At 71.8% G+C, this 14,779-nt stretch carries 12 protein-coding genes and 1 tRNA gene; 6 read left to right on the top strand and 7 right to left on the bottom strand.

What is annotated here, in order from left to right; genetic code table 11:
• Positions 1-13 precede the first annotated feature (13 nt).
• From ACIGXJ_RS21105 to ACIGXJ_RS21115, 3 genes are all read right to left on the bottom strand, one after another.
• Positions 14-736 (bottom strand): TetR/AcrR family transcriptional regulator, encoded by a 723-nt coding sequence (locus ACIGXJ_RS21105; RefSeq protein ID WP_399647500.1) that lies wholly within the window; start codon positions 734-736, stop codon positions 14-16.
• A gap of 661 nt (positions 737-1,397) precedes the next feature.
• The gene (locus ACIGXJ_RS21110) at positions 1,398-2,396 is read right to left on the bottom strand and encodes an RNA polymerase sigma factor RpoD/SigA (RefSeq protein ID WP_399647502.1); all 999 of its coding nucleotides are present in this window, start codon (positions 2,394-2,396) and stop codon (positions 1,398-1,400) included.
• Between the two features lie 604 nt (positions 2,397-3,000).
• Entirely contained in the window at positions 3,001-3,792 is a 792-nt protein-coding gene (locus tag ACIGXJ_RS21115) for a dioxygenase (protein WP_399647504.1), read from the bottom strand.
• A 103-nt stretch (positions 3,793-3,895) separates the two neighbouring features.
• Between ACIGXJ_RS21115 and ACIGXJ_RS21120 the strand changes: the two genes are divergently transcribed.
• On the top strand, positions 3,896-4,393 hold the full coding sequence (locus ACIGXJ_RS21120) for a MarR family winged helix-turn-helix transcriptional regulator (protein WP_399647506.1): 498 nt from the start codon (positions 3,896-3,898) through the stop codon (positions 4,391-4,393).
• Positions 4,394-4,590: 197 nt separating this feature from the next.
• Here ACIGXJ_RS21120 and ACIGXJ_RS21125 read toward each other — a convergent pair whose 3' ends face one another.
• Positions 4,591-6,126 carry an MFS transporter gene (locus ACIGXJ_RS21125; protein ID WP_399647509.1) on the bottom strand — a complete coding sequence of 512 codons (1,536 nt, stop codon included), beginning with the start codon at positions 6,124-6,126 and terminating at the stop codon, positions 4,591-4,593.
• A gap of 201 nt (positions 6,127-6,327) precedes the next feature.
• A complete protein-coding gene (locus tag ACIGXJ_RS21130) occupies positions 6,328-6,975 on the bottom strand; it encodes a TetR/AcrR family transcriptional regulator (protein WP_399647512.1) in 648 nt (215 codons plus the stop codon).
• Between the two features lie 335 nt (positions 6,976-7,310).
• On the opposite strand from ACIGXJ_RS21130, the gene ACIGXJ_RS21135 reads away from it, so the two are divergent.
• Positions 7,311-8,600 (top strand): M6 family metalloprotease domain-containing protein, encoded by a 1,290-nt coding sequence (locus tag ACIGXJ_RS21135; RefSeq protein WP_399647514.1) that lies wholly within the window; start codon positions 7,311-7,313, stop codon positions 8,598-8,600.
• Positions 8,601-8,829: 229 nt separating this feature from the next.
• Positions 8,830-8,902, top strand: a tRNA-Arg gene (locus tag ACIGXJ_RS21140).
• A gap of 79 nt (positions 8,903-8,981) precedes the next feature.
• Here the strand turns inward: ACIGXJ_RS21140 and ACIGXJ_RS21145 are convergent.
• Positions 8,982-9,110, bottom strand: coding sequence for an integrase (locus tag ACIGXJ_RS21145; RefSeq protein ID WP_399647517.1), 129 nt, complete (start codon positions 9,108-9,110; stop codon positions 8,982-8,984).
• Between the two features lie 212 nt (positions 9,111-9,322).
• On the opposite strand from ACIGXJ_RS21145, the gene ACIGXJ_RS21150 reads away from it, so the two are divergent.
• The 3 genes from ACIGXJ_RS21150 to ACIGXJ_RS21160 all read left to right on the top strand — a co-directional run bounded on the left by ACIGXJ_RS21150 (position 9,323) and on the right by ACIGXJ_RS21160 (position 12,299).
• The gene (locus tag ACIGXJ_RS21150) at positions 9,323-10,195 is read left to right on the top strand and encodes an ArsR/SmtB family transcription factor (protein WP_399647519.1); all 873 of its coding nucleotides are present in this window, start codon (positions 9,323-9,325) and stop codon (positions 10,193-10,195) included.
• A gap of 252 nt (positions 10,196-10,447) precedes the next feature.
• Complete coding sequence (locus ACIGXJ_RS21155) at positions 10,448-11,191, top strand: SDR family oxidoreductase (protein ID WP_399647521.1); 744 nt, start codon at positions 10,448-10,450, stop codon at positions 11,189-11,191.
• Between the two features lie 52 nt (positions 11,192-11,243).
• Entirely contained in the window at positions 11,244-12,299 is a 1,056-nt protein-coding gene (locus ACIGXJ_RS21160; protein ID WP_399647523.1) for an RNA polymerase subunit sigma-70, read from the top strand.
• A 168-nt stretch (positions 12,300-12,467) separates the two neighbouring features.
• On the opposite strand, the gene ACIGXJ_RS21165 is transcribed toward ACIGXJ_RS21160, so the two are convergent.
• Positions 12,468-14,735 carry a fibronectin type III domain-containing protein gene (locus ACIGXJ_RS21165; protein ID WP_399647525.1) on the bottom strand — a complete coding sequence of 756 codons (2,268 nt, stop codon included), beginning with the start codon at positions 14,733-14,735 and terminating at the stop codon, positions 12,468-12,470.
• Positions 14,736-14,779: the final 44 nt, after the last annotated feature.

Here is a 14,779-nt window from a genome sequence, read left to right on the forward strand (position 1 = left end):
TGCGGCGGCCCTTCTAGCGCCCCCACTGGAACCCTCGCAGCGCCTCCAGGTTGCGAAGGGCCAGTGCCGCGGGACCCCGCGCTCCCCCGGCGGGCGCGTCCCCGGCCGCCCACGCCTCCACGGCGGTCCGTACGGCGGCACCCGCCACGGCGGCGACGAACCGCTGCCGGGCGGCGGCCTCGGCAACGTTGTCGCGCTCCCCGTCGGCGGCCGGCCCGGTGGACTCCCGCCGCTCCCCGTCCGCGGCCGGCCCGGCGGCCTCCCGCCCCCGCAGCACCTCCGCCAGTGCCTCCTCCGCCTCCCGGCACACCTCCGCCCACACCCTGCGCAGCGCGGGGCTCGACTCGGCCAGCCGGATCAGCGTGCGGACCCACTCCCAGGACGGCGCCGAGACGCCACCGGAGCCGGGCAGCAGGGTGTGTCGTACGGCGTGCTCCAGGGCCTGCGGGGCGTCCAGGCCGGCGGGGGCGTCACGGACGGCCGCCGTCCAGCGTTCGGCGCCCACGGTGTAGAGCGGAGCGATGGCCTCCTCCTTGGAGGCGAAGTACCGGTAGAAGGTGCGCGGGGCGATGCCTGCGGCCTGGGCGATGTCCTCGGCGCGGGTGGCCTTCAGGCCGCGTCCGGCGAAGAGTCCGGCGGCCGCGCGGGCGATGTCCATCCGGGTCTCGGCCTTGCGCCGCTCGGTCAGCGACATGGACGATTCCGGCCGGTTCTGTGCGGGGGTGGTGCTGCTCACGTCGGCAGGCTATGCCGGTGTGGCACAATCTGCCATCCGGCGGGCCACCCCGGGGTTCAGGTTCGGGGTGCCCCGCCCTTTCAGGCGTTTCCGCATGTCAGGCCCGGCTGCGGTCACCCGTCGTCAAGTCCCCGCGCGCCGAGCCCGGCCGCAGCAGGCGCAAAAGGAGCCGGGCCCCGGCGCTCAGGGGGGGGAGGCGCCGAAGCCCGGCTCGGGAAAGTCCCGGCACCGGGGGGGGAGTGCGTCGGGACGTGGCTGTGGGTGGAGCGGGTCTGGATCCGTCGGCGAGGCCGCGCGAAGGAACGGTCCTGCAGAAGCAGCCCCTCAGGGTGCCACTGCCCCGAACTAGCGCGCCCGGAAGGGTTGTTCCCGCCGCCTCGCCGGTTGAAGCGATGGAACACAGCCATGTTTGCGCGGCCTTTCGCCACCCGGCGTACGCCCCTGCGCGGGGCGCACACAGGTGCACACAGGCGGCTCCGGCGGGGGCACCCATCCCGACGATCAGGCCGCCGCCCCGCAGGCGACCGCGTCACAGGCCACCGCCACGATCAGCCGGCCGCGTAGATCACGCCGCCGCGTCGATGCCGGCCGCGTCGATCAGGCCGCCGCGTCGAAGCCGGCCGCGGCGATCACGCCGCCGCGTCGAAGCCGGCCGCGTCGATCACGCCGCCGCGTCGAAGCCGGTCTGGCGGGCCAGCTTCTTCAGCTCCAGCAGCGCGTGCTTCTCGATCTGCCGGATGCGCTCACGGGTCAGGCCGTGCTCCTTGCCGACCTCGGTCAGGGTGCGCTCGCGGCCGTCCTCGATGCCGTAGCGCATCTTGATGATGGAGGCCGTGCGCTGGTCGAGGCGGCCGATCAGGTCGTCCAGCTCCTCGCTGCGCAGCAGGGTCAGCACCGACTGCTCAGGCGACACGGCGGAGGTGTCCTCCAGGAGGTCGCCGAACTGGGTCTCGCCCTCGTCGTCCACGGACATGTTCAGCGAGACCGGGTCGCGGGCCCAGTCGAGCACGTCGACTACGCGCTCCGGCGTCGAGCCCAGCTCGGCGGCGATCTCGGCGGGCTCCGGGTCGCGGCCGTTCTCACGGTTGAACTCACGCTGCACCCGGCGGATCCGGCCGAGCTCCTCCACCAGGTGGACGGGCAGACGGATGGTGCGGGACTGGTCGGCTATGGAGCGGGTGATGGCCTGGCGGATCCACCACGTGGCGTACGTGGAGAACTTGAAGCCCTTGCGGTAGTCGAACTTCTCCACCGCGCGCACCAGGCCGGCGTTGCCCTCCTGGATCAGGTCGAGCAGGGGCAGGCCGCTGCGCGGATAGCGCCGGGCGACCGCGACGACCAGACGGAGGTTGGAGCGGATGAAGACGTCCTTGGCGCGCTCGCCCTCGGCGACGAGGGCCTCCAGCTCCTCGCGGGTGGCGTCCGCCTTGGACTCCTCGTACCCGTCGAGCACCTGCTGGGCGAACACACCCGCCTCGATCGTCTGGGAGAGCTCGACCTCCTTGGCGGCGTCGAGCAGCGGTGTGCGCGCGATCTCGTCGAGGTACATGCCGACCAGGTCGCGATCGGCGATCTCGCCGCCATGGGCGCGAACACTGCTTGCCGCGTCGGTGGTCTCGCCGGTGGCGGACGTACGACGGGCGACGGCACGGGTTGCCATGCGTGCTCCCTTGCGAAGTAGGTCAGCGGGTGGTCCTGGACGTCTGGGTCACTCTGCTCGGGTGCCCTGCATCCGATGGAAACAACGACTGGAATCAGGACAGAATTCCCAACCTGCCCCTCGATTTTTCCGATCTTGCAGTACCCTGTCGGGCCGCACCCCACCCCACAGCGCCTGCGGCACCCACAGAGGTGCAGGTCAGACAGGATCGGACGGGCTTCCCGAGGGACTCACCGGCTCCGGGATCGCCTGCCCGGTGAGATGCCCGTCACTCGAAAAGCGGGCCCCCTCGACCGCTCTCCCACCCTGAAGACGAACGGCCTGCGCCAAAAGTTGCCGCACGCCCCTGCCGAAACACGTTCGGCCGCCGGCCGAGCCGTGGTTGTCATCGAGCCGGGTCGTCGGTGAGCCGGGGTCGTCGGCGGCTGGGGCCGTCAGCCGCGCGAGGGGTGACCACCTCCACGCGAGGCCGGCGACCGTCGGCCGAAACCCCGGCCGTCGGCGAACGGCGACCGTCGGCCGAACCCCGGTGGTCGACGAACGGCGACCGTCGGCCGAACCCCGGTCGTCAGCCGGCCGCGGTCTCCGGCCGGAACCCCGGTCGTCAGCCGAACTGCACCGACCGCTTGGCGAGCCCCATCCAGAACCCGTCGATCACCGGCTTCTGTTCCCCCAGTTCCCCCACCGCGTCCGCGGCACCCATGGTCACGAACAGCGGCGCGAAGTGCTCGGTGCGGGGGTGTGCGAGACGGCCGGCCGGGGACTTGGCGGCGAAGTCGAGCAGCGCGTCCACGTCACCGGCCTCCAGCGCGCGCCGCCCCCAGTCGTCGAACTCGGCCGACCAGCCGGGCACCCCCGTGCCGACGTGCCGCAGGGCGGCGAGGTTGTGGGTGAAGAATCCGGAGCCGACGATCAGGACGCCCTCGTCGCGCAGCGGCGCGAGCCGGCGGCCGATCTCCATGAGCCGGACCGGGTCGAGGGTGGGCATGGAGATCTGCAGGACGGGGATGTCGGCGGCCGGGAACATCTCCACCAGCGGGACGTAGGCGCCGTGGTCGAGGCCGCGGTCGGGGATGTCCTGCACGGGCATACCGGGGGCGCGCAGCAGCTTGCGTACGGACTCCGCGAGCTCCGGGGCGCCGGGGGCGTCGTAGCGGACCCGGTAGTAGTGCTCGGGGAAGCCCCAGAAGTCGTAGACCAGCGGGACGGTCTCCACCGCGCCGAGGGCGAGCGGGGCCTCCTCCCAGTGGGCGGAGACCATGAGCACCGCCTTCGGGCGGGGCAGGCCGGCCGACCAGGCGGCGAGCTGGCCGGGCCAGACGGGGTCGTCCGCGAGCGGCGGGGCACCGTGGGAGAGGTACAGGGCGGGCATGCGCTCCTGGACGGTGGCGGACATGGCGGCGGCTCCTCGCAGCAGAACGCTTGAACTTTAAAGCTTCTACTCGACTCTAAGCCTGACTCGTTTAAGTTTCAAGAAGCGCATGCTTAGAGTGGGAACCATGAACAGTGGAGCCGAGCCGCACTGGCTCACCGCCGAGGAACAGCGCGTCTGGCGCTCCTACCTGCATGCCACCACCCTGCTGGAGGACCATCTGGACCGCCAGCTGCAGCGCGACGCGGGCATGCCGCACATCTACTACGGCCTGCTGGTGAAGCTGGCCGAGGCTCCACGCAGACGGCTGCGGATGACCGAGCTGGCCCGGGACGCGAAGATCACCCGGTCCCGGCTCAGCCATGCGATCGCCCGCCTGGAGAACAACGGCTGGGTGCGCCGCGAGGACTGCCCCTCGGACAAGCGGGGCCAGTTCGCCGTGCTCACCGACGACGGCGTCGAGGTGCTGCGCCGGACCGCGCCGGGCCATGTCACCGCCGTACGGCAGGCGCTGTTCGACCGGCTGAGCCCTGATCAGCAGAAGGCCCTCGGCGAGATCATGGAGATCGTCGCCGAGGGCCTTCAGCCCGCGGACGCGGGAGCGGACCTGCCCTGGCTGCGGTGAAGCGCGTTCACCGGTGAGCCGGGGGCAGGTCCGGGACGTCGTACGGCCGAGGCGTCCCCTTCCTCGGCCGTACGCGCGGGATGTCGCGGGGTTCCTCCCTCAGGGCGCCCTATCACCTCGGTGCCAGTGACCCGGGAGAAACCGGGTCCTCGGTGACTGGCCTCAGGGCCTCAGTGCCCTGAAACGCCCTCTCGGCCTCAGTGGGCGACCACCGGCACCGGCACCTCGTCCTCGGCGCCCTCGCCGGAGGCGACCGGGGTGGTGCCCGGCTTGCCGGCGTTGATGAGGGTCAGTGCGATGACCGCGGACACCACCAGGATGCCGACGGCGAACCAGATGGCGCTGGTGTAGCCGTGCACCTGGGCCTGCAGCGCCACGAGCTGCTGCTGCGAGCGGCTGGTGGCCGAGGCGATGTGGTCCGCGACGTACGAGGTCGTCGCGGACGCGGCGATCGTGTTCAGCAGCGCGGTACCGATGGCGCCGCCGACCTGCTGCGAGGTGTTGACCATCGCGGAGGCGACACCCGCGTCCTGCGGCCGGACGCCCTGGGTGGCCATGGACATGGCCGGCATGAACGCCGTACCCATGCCGAGGCCGAGCAGCAGCATCGCGGGCAGCAGCAGGGCGGCGTAGGAGGAGTCGATCTCCAGCTGCGTCAGCAGCAGCATGCCGACCGCGGCGACCAGGAAGCCCGGGCCCATCAGCAGCCGGGGCGCGACCCGGGTCATCAGACGCGTGCCGATCTGGGTGGAGCCCGTGATCATGCCCGCGATCATCGGCAGGAAGGCGAAGCCGGTCTTGACCGGCGAGTAGCCCTTCACGATCTGCAGGTAGTAGGTCAGGAACAGGAACAGGCCGAACATCGAGATGATCGCGAGGCCGAGCGAGAGGTAGATACCGCCGCGGTTGCGGTCGGTGACCACGCGCAGCGGCAGCAGCGGCGCCTTGACCTTGGCCTCCACGACGACGAAGGAGACCAGCAGGACGGCGGCGGCGACGAACATGCCGACCGTCATGGAGTCGCCCCAGCCGTCGGACTCGGCGCGGGTGAAGCCGTAGACCAGCGCGACCAGGCCCAGCGTGGACAGCAGCACGCCCGGGATGTCGAGCGGGTTGCGGTTGCGGCTGCCCTGGGGCTCACGGATGACGAACCAGGCACCCGCGGCCGCGACCACGGCGAACGGGATGTTCACGAAGAACGTCCAGCGCCAGTCCAGGTACTCGGTGAGGAAGCCGCCGAGGATCAGGCCGACGGCGCCACCGCCGCCGGCGATCGCACCGTAGATGCCGAACGCCTTGGCGCGCTCCTTGGCGTCGGTGAACATCACCGCGAGCAGCGACAGCGCGGCGGGCGCGAGCAGCGCGCCGAACGCGCCCTGCAGCGCACGCGCGCCGAACATCATCGCGCCGGTGGTGGCGGCACCGCCCAGCGCGGAGGCCGCGGCGAACCCGCCCAGACCTATGACGAACGCGCGCTTACGGCCCCACAGGTCGGCGATACGGCCGCCGAAGAGCAGCAGACCGCCGAAGGCGAGGGCGTAGGCCGTGACGACCCACTGCCGGTTGCCGTCGGAGATGCCGAGGTCCTGCTGGGCGGAGGGCAGCGCGATGTTCACGATGGTGGCGTCGAGGACGACCATCAGCTGCGCCAGCGCGATGAACACGAGCGCCTTCCAGCGGCCCGGATCGGGCGCGAGGGAGGCCGGGGAGGCCTTGGAGGCTGTTTCAGGCATGGAGGTACCCACTTCAGTACTACGTGACGGAAAAATCGGGACTAAGTGGCTGGGTGGCTAAGCGACTAGGTGACTAAGTGACTAAGCGGCTAAGTGACTAGGTGCGGAAAGCTGGACTCGGCGAGAGGAGATCGCCGTCGGAGGACGCCGGCAGAGGTACCGACCTCGTACATGACTGCCGGGGAGCGCCGAACTGATCGGTCAGGCCTGGCGCAGTTCCTCCATGGTCAGGGCCGTCCCCGGCAGGACGGAGCGGGCCGGTGCCCGCAGTCCGTCGAGGAACAGCTGCAGATGGCGGTGGGCGAACCGGTCGACGTCGAGGCAGTTGGTGCCGACCGGGGGCCGGCTGAGCTGGGCGACCGCGACCATGAGGTCGCCGAACCCGACGTCGGGGCGAAGCTGGCCGGCCGCCCTGGCGCGGTCCATGATCGCCACGACCAGCCCCTCACACCGTACGCGCGTTTCCTCCAGATCGGGGTGATTTTTATCGAACGCACTCTCGACCATCGGGCACAGCGCGCTGATCCGCTCGTCGACACAGGCATGCGCGAAGTGCTCCAGTGCGCCGAAGGCGTCCCCGGTCTCGGTGAGCGCCTTCTCGGCCGCGGCGACGGTGCGGTCCATGACCGAGCAGACCACCTGGCGCACCAGCGCGTCGCGGTCCGGGAAGTGGCGGTAGACCGTGGCGTTGCCGACACCGGCCCGGCGGGCGATCTCGTCGAGCGGTACGTCAGGACCGAACTCGGTGAACATCTCCCGGGCGGCGGTGACGATCCGCTCCCGGTTGCGCAGGGCGTCGGCACGCAGCCGGGTCGCCGGACGCGGCACGCTGGGGGCGGTCGTCTGCACTGAGCACTCCTTCGACTGGTCGTCTCGGTTCGGACGGTTCGGCCGTCTCCGACGGTTCGGCCGTCTCGGACGGTTCGGCCGTCTCGGACGGTTCGACTGATGTGGAGGGCGATCCGGGGAAAGGTTCCCCGTTTCGCCGTACGCACGATTAAACGGGGAAGGGCTCCCCGGTTATTTCCCGACCTCCGGAAGAATTCCTGTGACCTGGATCACGTACGGGTAGGCCGGAATCGCACGATCGGTCCTGTCCAGCGCGCGCTCCCATGACCCCCGACCGAGGGTGATCGCATGGGTGCAGCCGGTGACCGGCGGCTGCCCGGAGCGAAGGGCCCTGCATGCAGCCGCAGTCGACCAGTCGCCGCATACGCCCGCGCCGGGCGGCCGCCCTCGCGTCCGTGACGGCACTGACGCTCGCGGTCAGCACCTCGGCCGGCAGCGCCCGGCTCCCGCACGGCGGCACGACGTCCGGCCCCGGCCCCGCGGCACTGGCCCGCTCCTCCGCGCTGGGCCCCTGCATGATCAGCGGCGGGGCGGAGGTGCAGATGTCGGAGGGGATGCCCACCCCCACCGGCTACTCCCCGTCCACCGGCACCGTCCGCGCGCTGACCGTCATGGTCGACTTCCCTGACGCACCCGGACAGGGCCGGGCCCTCGCCCGCTTCCGCGAATTCTTCCCGCAGACCCAGGAGTGGTTCCGCACCGCCAGCTACGGCCGCCTGGACTACCGCCCGGAGGCACCCATCACCGACTGGCTGCGCATGCCGCGGACCTTCCATGCGTACGGCATAGAGCGCGGCGCACCCTTCGACCCCGGCTACCGCCGCCTGGTCCAGGACATCGTGGCCGCGGCCGACGCGAAGGTCGACTTCCGCGCCTACGACCTGCTGAACGTCCTGGTCACTCCCAACGCGGGGCCCTCCGCCCTGGACACGGTGCTGTCGGTGACGTTCGCCGGCAACCCCGACGCCCCGGTCGCCGACGGGGTGCCCGTCGCCAACGCGTCCTTCGTCTACTCCCGCCAGGACGACGGTTCCGGCTCCTACGACCGCACCGGCTACCGCGTCCTGCCCCACGAGAACGGACATGTCTTCGGCCTGCCCGACCTCTACACCCAGGAGGGCGGGGGCGCGGTCGGCCACTGGGACATCATGAGCGAGGACTGGGGGGCCAACAACGACTTCCTCGGCTGGCACAAGTGGAAGCTGGGCTGGCTGGACGCGGCCCAGGTCTCCTGCGCGGCGGCGCCCGGCGTCAGCGAGTACGAACTCACCCCGCTCGCCCGCACCGGCGGCCCCAAACTCCTCTTCGTCCCTCTCGACCGGCGCACCGGCTACGCCGTCGAACTGCGCACCCGCGGCGGCAACGACGAGTCCGTGTGCCGGCCCGGCGTCCTCGTCTACAAGGTCGACGCCGACGTCGACACCGGCCAGGGCCCCATACGCGTCTTCGACTCCCGCCGGGACAGCGGCGGCTGCACCCGCAGCCCCAACGTCCACGCCGAACTCTCCGACGCCCCCTTCACCCCCGGCGAGACCTTCGAGGACCCACGGCACGGCGTGACGATCACCGTGGCCGGAGCGGACCTGGACGGGGTGTACCGGGTGCGGGTGACCCGGGAGCGATGACGCCGGACCGGCACGCAGAGCGCGCCGGCCTCGCCCAGCACCTCTCGAACCCGGCCTTCCCTCGCCCAGCACCTCTCGACCCGGCCTCCCTTCACCCAGCACCTCTCGACCCGGCCTCCCCTCGCCCAGCACCTCTCGACCCGCGTCCCCCACGCCCTCACCAGCACTCCGACCGAGATCCACACTCACCCGCTACACTGGCGCCGGTGCGCCGCTTCGGCTGCGCCACGCCTTCGTAGCTCAGGGGATAGAGCACCGCTCTCCTAAAGCGGGTGTCGCAGGTTCGAATCCTGCCGGGGGCACACGACTAAGGGCCAGTTCAGGGGCTTGATCCCCTCGAACTGGCCCTATGCCGTGATCACGGCCGTGCCACAAAGTCCACTAAGAGTCCACATCGCCCCGTTCCCGTTCCTTGCGGATCATCGAGCCGAGCCGGTCGGCGATCGCGCGGTCACGGCCGTTGACCATGTGCTGATAGATCAGCGCCGCGCGGGGTGTGCTGTGGCCCATCCGGGTCATCAGCTCCCTCAGGCTCGCGCCGGACGCGGCGCAGCCCGGAGAAGGCAGCGAGGAGAACGAGCAACCGGTAGCGCGGGGCGATCGCGTCGGCCACGGCGTACACCTCAGCCACGGTGAGAACGGGCCGTTCCGGCACGTCGTAGCGGTCGGCACCCTTGATCCGGCACGCGTTGCGGCGACCGGTCCCGGATGCCGATCCGTGGGTGGCACGTGCACGGCGCGTGCTGCGCCGGGCCCGGCTGCCGCTGCTGTCCGAACTGGCTCTGGACGAGGGCGGATACGTGCCCGACTTCCTCAGCCCGCACCCGGCCGGGCCCTCCCCCACCGTCGAGGAGGAACTGGAGCGGGTCCGGCGCACTCCGCCCCGACGCCTCCTGGGCGAGTTGGAGGCGTTGCGTGACGGGCGGCCGCGGGTCGGCCTCGCCGGTTCCGAGCTGCCGGCGGGGGTGCGGCGGGCCGTGGCGCTGGGCGGGACACACGTGGCCCGGCAGGTGGCGGACGAGATGCGGCGCTACTGGGAGCTGGCCTTCGCCCCGCACTGGGAGGCCGCCAAAGCCACCCTCGACGCGGAGGTCGACCGGTGCGCCGGCGTACAGGCCCGGCACGGAGCGGCCAGGCTCCTGAATTCCCTGCACCCCGGCATCCGGTGGGCCGAGGGCGTCCTGTGCGTCGAGAGCCGGTTCCGGATCGCGCTGCCCGTGCCCCTGGTGATCGTCGTGCCGTCACTCGTCGCACCCGGGCCGGGGGTGGCGCTGGACCCGACGCGCGACGGAGGCAGGCCTCCCATGCTGATCTATCCCGTGCGCAACGAAGTCCGTGCGAACGCCATGGCCCCGGCAGCACCATCCTCCGAGATGGCTCAGTTGCTCGGCCCCACTCGGGCCGAGCTGCTCGCCGCGCTGGCACAGCCGGCCTCCACCGCGCAACTGGCGGCACGTCACTTCCTCGGTCCCGCCACGGTCTCGTACCACCTTGGCGTACTGCACCGGGCCGGCCTCGTCGCCCGCGCCCGGTCCGGCCGATCGGTGCTCTACCGCCGTACACCGGAGGGGTCCCGGCTGGCGGGGACCCGGTGACCCGGGGCGGGGCCGGCTCCTCGGATCGCCCCCGGCAGACGGCACTTTGCCCTACGCCTCCAGCGGCAGACCGAGGAGCACGCCGAGCGGTTGCGGGGCGGTCCCGGCCTTGCGGGGGAATGCGCAGGTGCTCGAAGTCCACCCGCGTGTGACTCACGTCATACTCCCGGTCCAGGGTGCGGTGACGGATTTTCCTCTGGCGCCTGGTCTTGATACGGACCGCACCACCCGACCACCACCCCGGAGTGTCCGATGTCCGATCTCTTCTCCACCGCCGTCGTCACCGGTGCCAGCCGCGGCTTCGGGCGCGCGATCGCCACCGCGCTCGTCGCCCGGGGCACCCACGTCGTCGGCATCGCCCGCCACGAGCGGGGACTGCGCACCTTGCGCGACGAACTCGGTGACGGGTTCACGCCGGTCGCCGCCGATGCCGCCGACGACACGCTCGCGCAGCGCGTGATCCAGGAACACCGCCCCGGCCTGCTCGTCCTCAACGCGGGGGCCACGCCGCACATGGCGCCCGTGCACGAGCAGACCTGGGAGACCTTCAGCCGTCACTGGCACACCGACACCCGCCACGTCTTCGCCTGGACCCGGGCGGCCCTGCGGGAGCCACTGGCGCCGGGCAGCGTCGTCGTGTCGATGTCCAGCGGAGCCGCCCTGGCCGGCTCCCCGCTCAGCGGCGGATACGCCAGCGCCAAGGCCGCCGTCCGTTATCTGAACGGATACGCGGCCGACGTGGCGCAGCGGGCGGGGCTCGGCATCCGGTTCCACACGCTGTTGCCGAACATGACCCCGGCCGGCGGTGTCGGCTCGGCCGCGATCGACGGCTACGCCGCGAGCCAGGGCGTCGACCGGGACACCTTCGTCAAGAACCGGGAGCAGCCGGTCCTCACCGCCGACCGGGCCGCCAGGGCCGTCATGGAAGTCGTCCAGGACCCCGACAGCGCCTCGGAGTACAAGGTCACCGGCGCCGGACTGCGCCCGGTCGACTGAGCCGCCGCCGCACAGCAGACCCGAGCCGACCGCACCACGAGGAGCCGCCACGATGCCCCCGTACGCCGAGGACGCGATGCAGGCGGAGTTCGCCGCCCGTACCGAGCCGTACCGGCCCGAACTGGTCGCGCACTGCTACCGGATCGTCGGTTCGATCCACGATGCCGAGGATCTCGTGCAGGACACCTACGTGCGGGCCTGGCGTGCCTTCGGCCGGTTCGAGGGCCGCTCCTCGGTCCGGCGCTGGCTGTACACGATCGCCACCCGGGTCTGTCTGACGGCTCTGGAGACACGCGACCGGCGGCCCCTTCCCTCGGGCCTCGGCGCGCCCTCGGACGATCACCGGGTGACCGTGGCCGGGCGCGAGCCGTCGGTGCCCTGGCTGCAGCCGGCGCCGGACGCGCTGTTGGGTGCCGGTGACCCGGCAGCCGTCGTGAGCGACAGGACGGGAGTTCGGCTCGCCTTCATCGCCGCACTCCAGTACCTGCCCGCCCGGCAACGCGCCGTTCTCACGCTGCGCGACGTGCTGGCCTTCCGGACGGCCGAGGTCGCCGAGATCCTCGGCACCACGCCCGCGGCCGTCGACGGCGCGCTGCGCCGCGCCCGGGCCCGCCTGGCCGAGGCCGGACCGGTCCAGGAGGACCTGAGCGACCCGGACGAGGAGACGCGGCGCACCCTGCTCGACCGCTACGTCGATGCCTTCACCCGCGCCGACGCCGCCGCGCTCGTGGAACTCCTGCGCGACGACGTCGAGATGGAGATGCCGCCGACTCCGACCTGGTTCACCGGCCGACGGGCCGTCATCGGGTTCCTGGCCCATCGGGTCCTGTCCAGGGACCGGTGGCGCCTGGTGCCCACCCTCGCCAACGGTCAACCCGCCGCAGTCGCCTGTCAGCACACGGGCGACGGCCGTTACGACGCGTACGGCGTCCAGGTCCTGACCCTCATCGGGGCCCGCGTCTCCCGTATCACGGCGTTCAACGACCCCAGTCTGGTGCCGACGTTCGGCCTCGGGCCCACGCCCGCGCCCGCGCCCGCGCCCGCGCCCGCGCCGACTATCGGACCGAGCCGCCTCCGCCCTCCGGCCGGCACCCGCCCGAGGGAGTAGGGAGTGTCCAGCGAGGCCGCGATGACCCGCACCTTTCCGGTGTGGATGCCCCCTCGTCCGGGCCGTTTGCCTGTACCGCCCCCCTACGCCGAAACCCCCGCCGCCCGGAAGCGGGAGGCGTCCGGGCGGCGGGGGTGAGGGGTGAGGGGTGAGTGGTGGGGCTGGGGGTCAGGGCGCCATCAGGGAGATGCCGAACGGGGTGGCCTGGGGCGCCGATTCGGTGCCGTCGGCGGCGACCGCGGTGACGAAGTAGTAGTAGTACGCCCGCGCCAGGCCGGGGTCCTTGTACGTCAGGGCCGTCACGCCCGTGGCGATGCGGTGTTCAGGGGTGAAGACGTCCGAGCTGGACGTCGAGCGGTAGACGTTGTACGAGACGGTCGCACCCTTGTCGCAGGCTCCGACCTCCCAGTTGATCTGGGCGTAGTCCGCGCCCCTGCCGCCTCCGGTGATCCGGGGGGTGGCCGGTGTGGTCAGGACCGGGCAGGGCACGGTGACCTCGGCCATCGGCGAGAAGTCGGACCAACGGCTCTGCTTGTTGACGGCACGCACCACGTAGTACCAGGTCTTGCCGGCGGTCACGTTCTCGTTCGTGAACGTCGTCCCGGTGATGAGCGGGGAGACCGCGTAGGCCGACGACGGGTCCGTTCCGGTCGTGCGGTAGACGTAGTAGCCGGCCACGTCGGTCGACGTGCTCGCGGTCCACTCCACCTTGACGTTGCCGTTCTCGGCCGTCGCGGTCACCGAGGCGGGCGCGGCCGGCAGGTCGTAGATCGGCAGGCGCTTGCCGTAGACGGTGCCGTAGCCGGGCTCGGGCAGGGGGGAGACGTTGCCGGACGCGTCGACGGCGCGGACGGTGTAGCCGTACTGCACGCCGACCGGGGTGCTGGTGTCCAGGTACTGGGCGCCCCACACCTCGGCGATCTGCTCCCACGTGCCCAGCGTCACCTGGCGCATGACGAGGTAGTGGTCCGTGTCGTCGGTGTTGGGCGTCCAGGTGAGGTGCACGCCGTCCTTGCCGTCCGTCGCGTCCAGGCCGTACGGCATGTGCGGCGGGGTGACGTCGCCGGTGCGGGTGGCCGAGGCCGTCGCCGACGGGTCCGACTCCGTGCCGTGGGTCGTGACCGTCCTGATCCGGTAGTAGCGCACCTCGCGGACGGGCGCCGCGTAGTCGTCGTAGGCGGGGCCGGTGACCGGCGTCTCGGTCAGCCGGGTCCACGGACCGTCGGCCGACGCGGCGGCGTAGACGTGGAACCGGTGGGACTCGTCACCGTCGTACCGCCAGCCGACGGTGTTGCGGTCGACCCAGCCGTTGGCGGAGACGGCCGCCGGCGGCAGCGGCTTGATCTCGGTGGCGTCGAGCTGGACGGGCGCGGAGTACGCGGAGGCGTTGCCCGCGCTGTCCTTGGCCCGCACGCGGTAGTAGTAGGTCGTGCCCACGGCGGCGGACGGGTCGGTGAGCTCGGTGCTCTGCGTGGGCGTGCCGACGGAGGCGAACGATCCGTCGGGCGCGACCGCCCGCTGCACCTCGTAGGAGCTCGCGCCGCTCACCGCGGGCCAGGAGAGCCGGGCGCCGGCGGTCGGGTCGTACGAGGCCGTGAGCCCGGTGGGCGCGTCGGGGGCCGTCCTGTCGGCGCTGACGACGCTCGTCACCGCCGACAGCGCGGAGACGTTGCCGGAGCGGTCGAGGGCGCGCAGGACGTACTCGTAGGCGGCACCGGTGGCCGGGGGCGCCTCGGTGAAGGTGGTGCCCGTGATCGGGGTGGAGTTGCGCAGGCTCCAGCCGCTCGTGCCGGCGACACGGCGGTAGACGCGGTAACCGGCGAGGTCCATCTCGTAGTTGCGGGACCAGGTCAGTGTCGTCTTCAGGGTGGACGCCGAGTAGGCGGACTTCACGCCGACCGGGGCCAGGGGTGCGGTCTTGTCGTACGTGGCGCCGATGACCGGCTTGTAGGAGAAGGAGACGTTGGCGGCGCCGGTGAAGGCGGCGAAGTCGACCCGCAGGGTGTGGGTTCCGCGCGGCACGGTGAGGCGGACGGTCTTCCGCTGGGTCGAGGTGACGTTGCGCCACAGGTCGATCTTGCGGGTGCCGTCGAGGTAGACGCGGGCGCCGTCCTGGACGGCGATGCTCAGGTCGAAGGGGCCGCCGGAGCCGAAGTTGCGCGTCGTGGTCCAGCGGACGCCGAAGTAGTCGCTCGGCAGGGTCACGCCGGACGGGTCGCCGGAGCCGTAGTTCTCGGCGATGGCGGTGTCGCAGACGGTGGCCTTCGGAGTGCCGGAGAGGGCGGTGTTGGCGTAGTACTGGGCCTTCCACACGCCGGCCGAGCAGTTCACGGCCGCATGCGCCGTCGTGGGAAAGGCGAGACCGGCCACGGCTGTGGCCAAGGACAGCACGGCCGCACCACCTGTACGGCGCGCCGCGCCGAGGGATATTCGCATCTACGGATGCTCACACTTCGCTGAGGAGATGAGGACAAGGCGTG

Source organism: Streptomyces sp. NPDC053367 (assembly GCF_044545925.1).
Classification (GTDB): Bacteria; Actinomycetota; Actinomycetes; order Streptomycetales; family Streptomycetaceae; genus Streptomyces.

What these genes read in the sequence shown, in the direction of transcription:
- ACIGXJ_RS21125 (WP_399647509.1), bottom strand. Translation starts at nt 6,126, where the DNA reads ATGCCTGAAACAGCCTCCAAGGCCTCCCCGGCCTCCCTCGCGCCCGAT.
- ACIGXJ_RS21135 (WP_399647514.1), top strand. Translation starts at nt 7,311, where the DNA reads ATGCAGCCGCAGTCGACCAGTCGCCGCATACGCCCGCGCCGGGCGGCC.
- ACIGXJ_RS21145 (WP_399647517.1), bottom strand. Translation starts at nt 9,110, where the DNA reads ATGGGCCACAGCACACCCCGCGCGGCGCTGATCTATCAGCACATGGTC.
- ACIGXJ_RS21120 (WP_399647506.1), top strand. Translation starts at nt 3,896, where the DNA reads ATGAACAGTGGAGCCGAGCCGCACTGGCTCACCGCCGAGGAACAGCGC.
- ACIGXJ_RS21165 (WP_399647525.1), bottom strand. Translation starts at nt 14,735, where the DNA reads ATGCGAATATCCCTCGGCGCGGCGCGCCGTACAGGTGGTGCGGCCGTG.
- ACIGXJ_RS21160 (WP_399647523.1), top strand. Translation starts at nt 11,244, where the DNA reads ATGCCCCCGTACGCCGAGGACGCGATGCAGGCGGAGTTCGCCGCCCGT.
- ACIGXJ_RS21115 (WP_399647504.1), bottom strand. Translation starts at nt 3,792, where the DNA reads ATGTCCGCCACCGTCCAGGAGCGCATGCCCGCCCTGTACCTCTCCCAC.
- ACIGXJ_RS21155 (WP_399647521.1), top strand. Translation starts at nt 10,448, where the DNA reads ATGTCCGATCTCTTCTCCACCGCCGTCGTCACCGGTGCCAGCCGCGGC.
- ACIGXJ_RS21110 (WP_399647502.1), bottom strand. Translation starts at nt 2,396, where the DNA reads ATGGCAACCCGTGCCGTCGCCCGTCGTACGTCCGCCACCGGCGAGACC.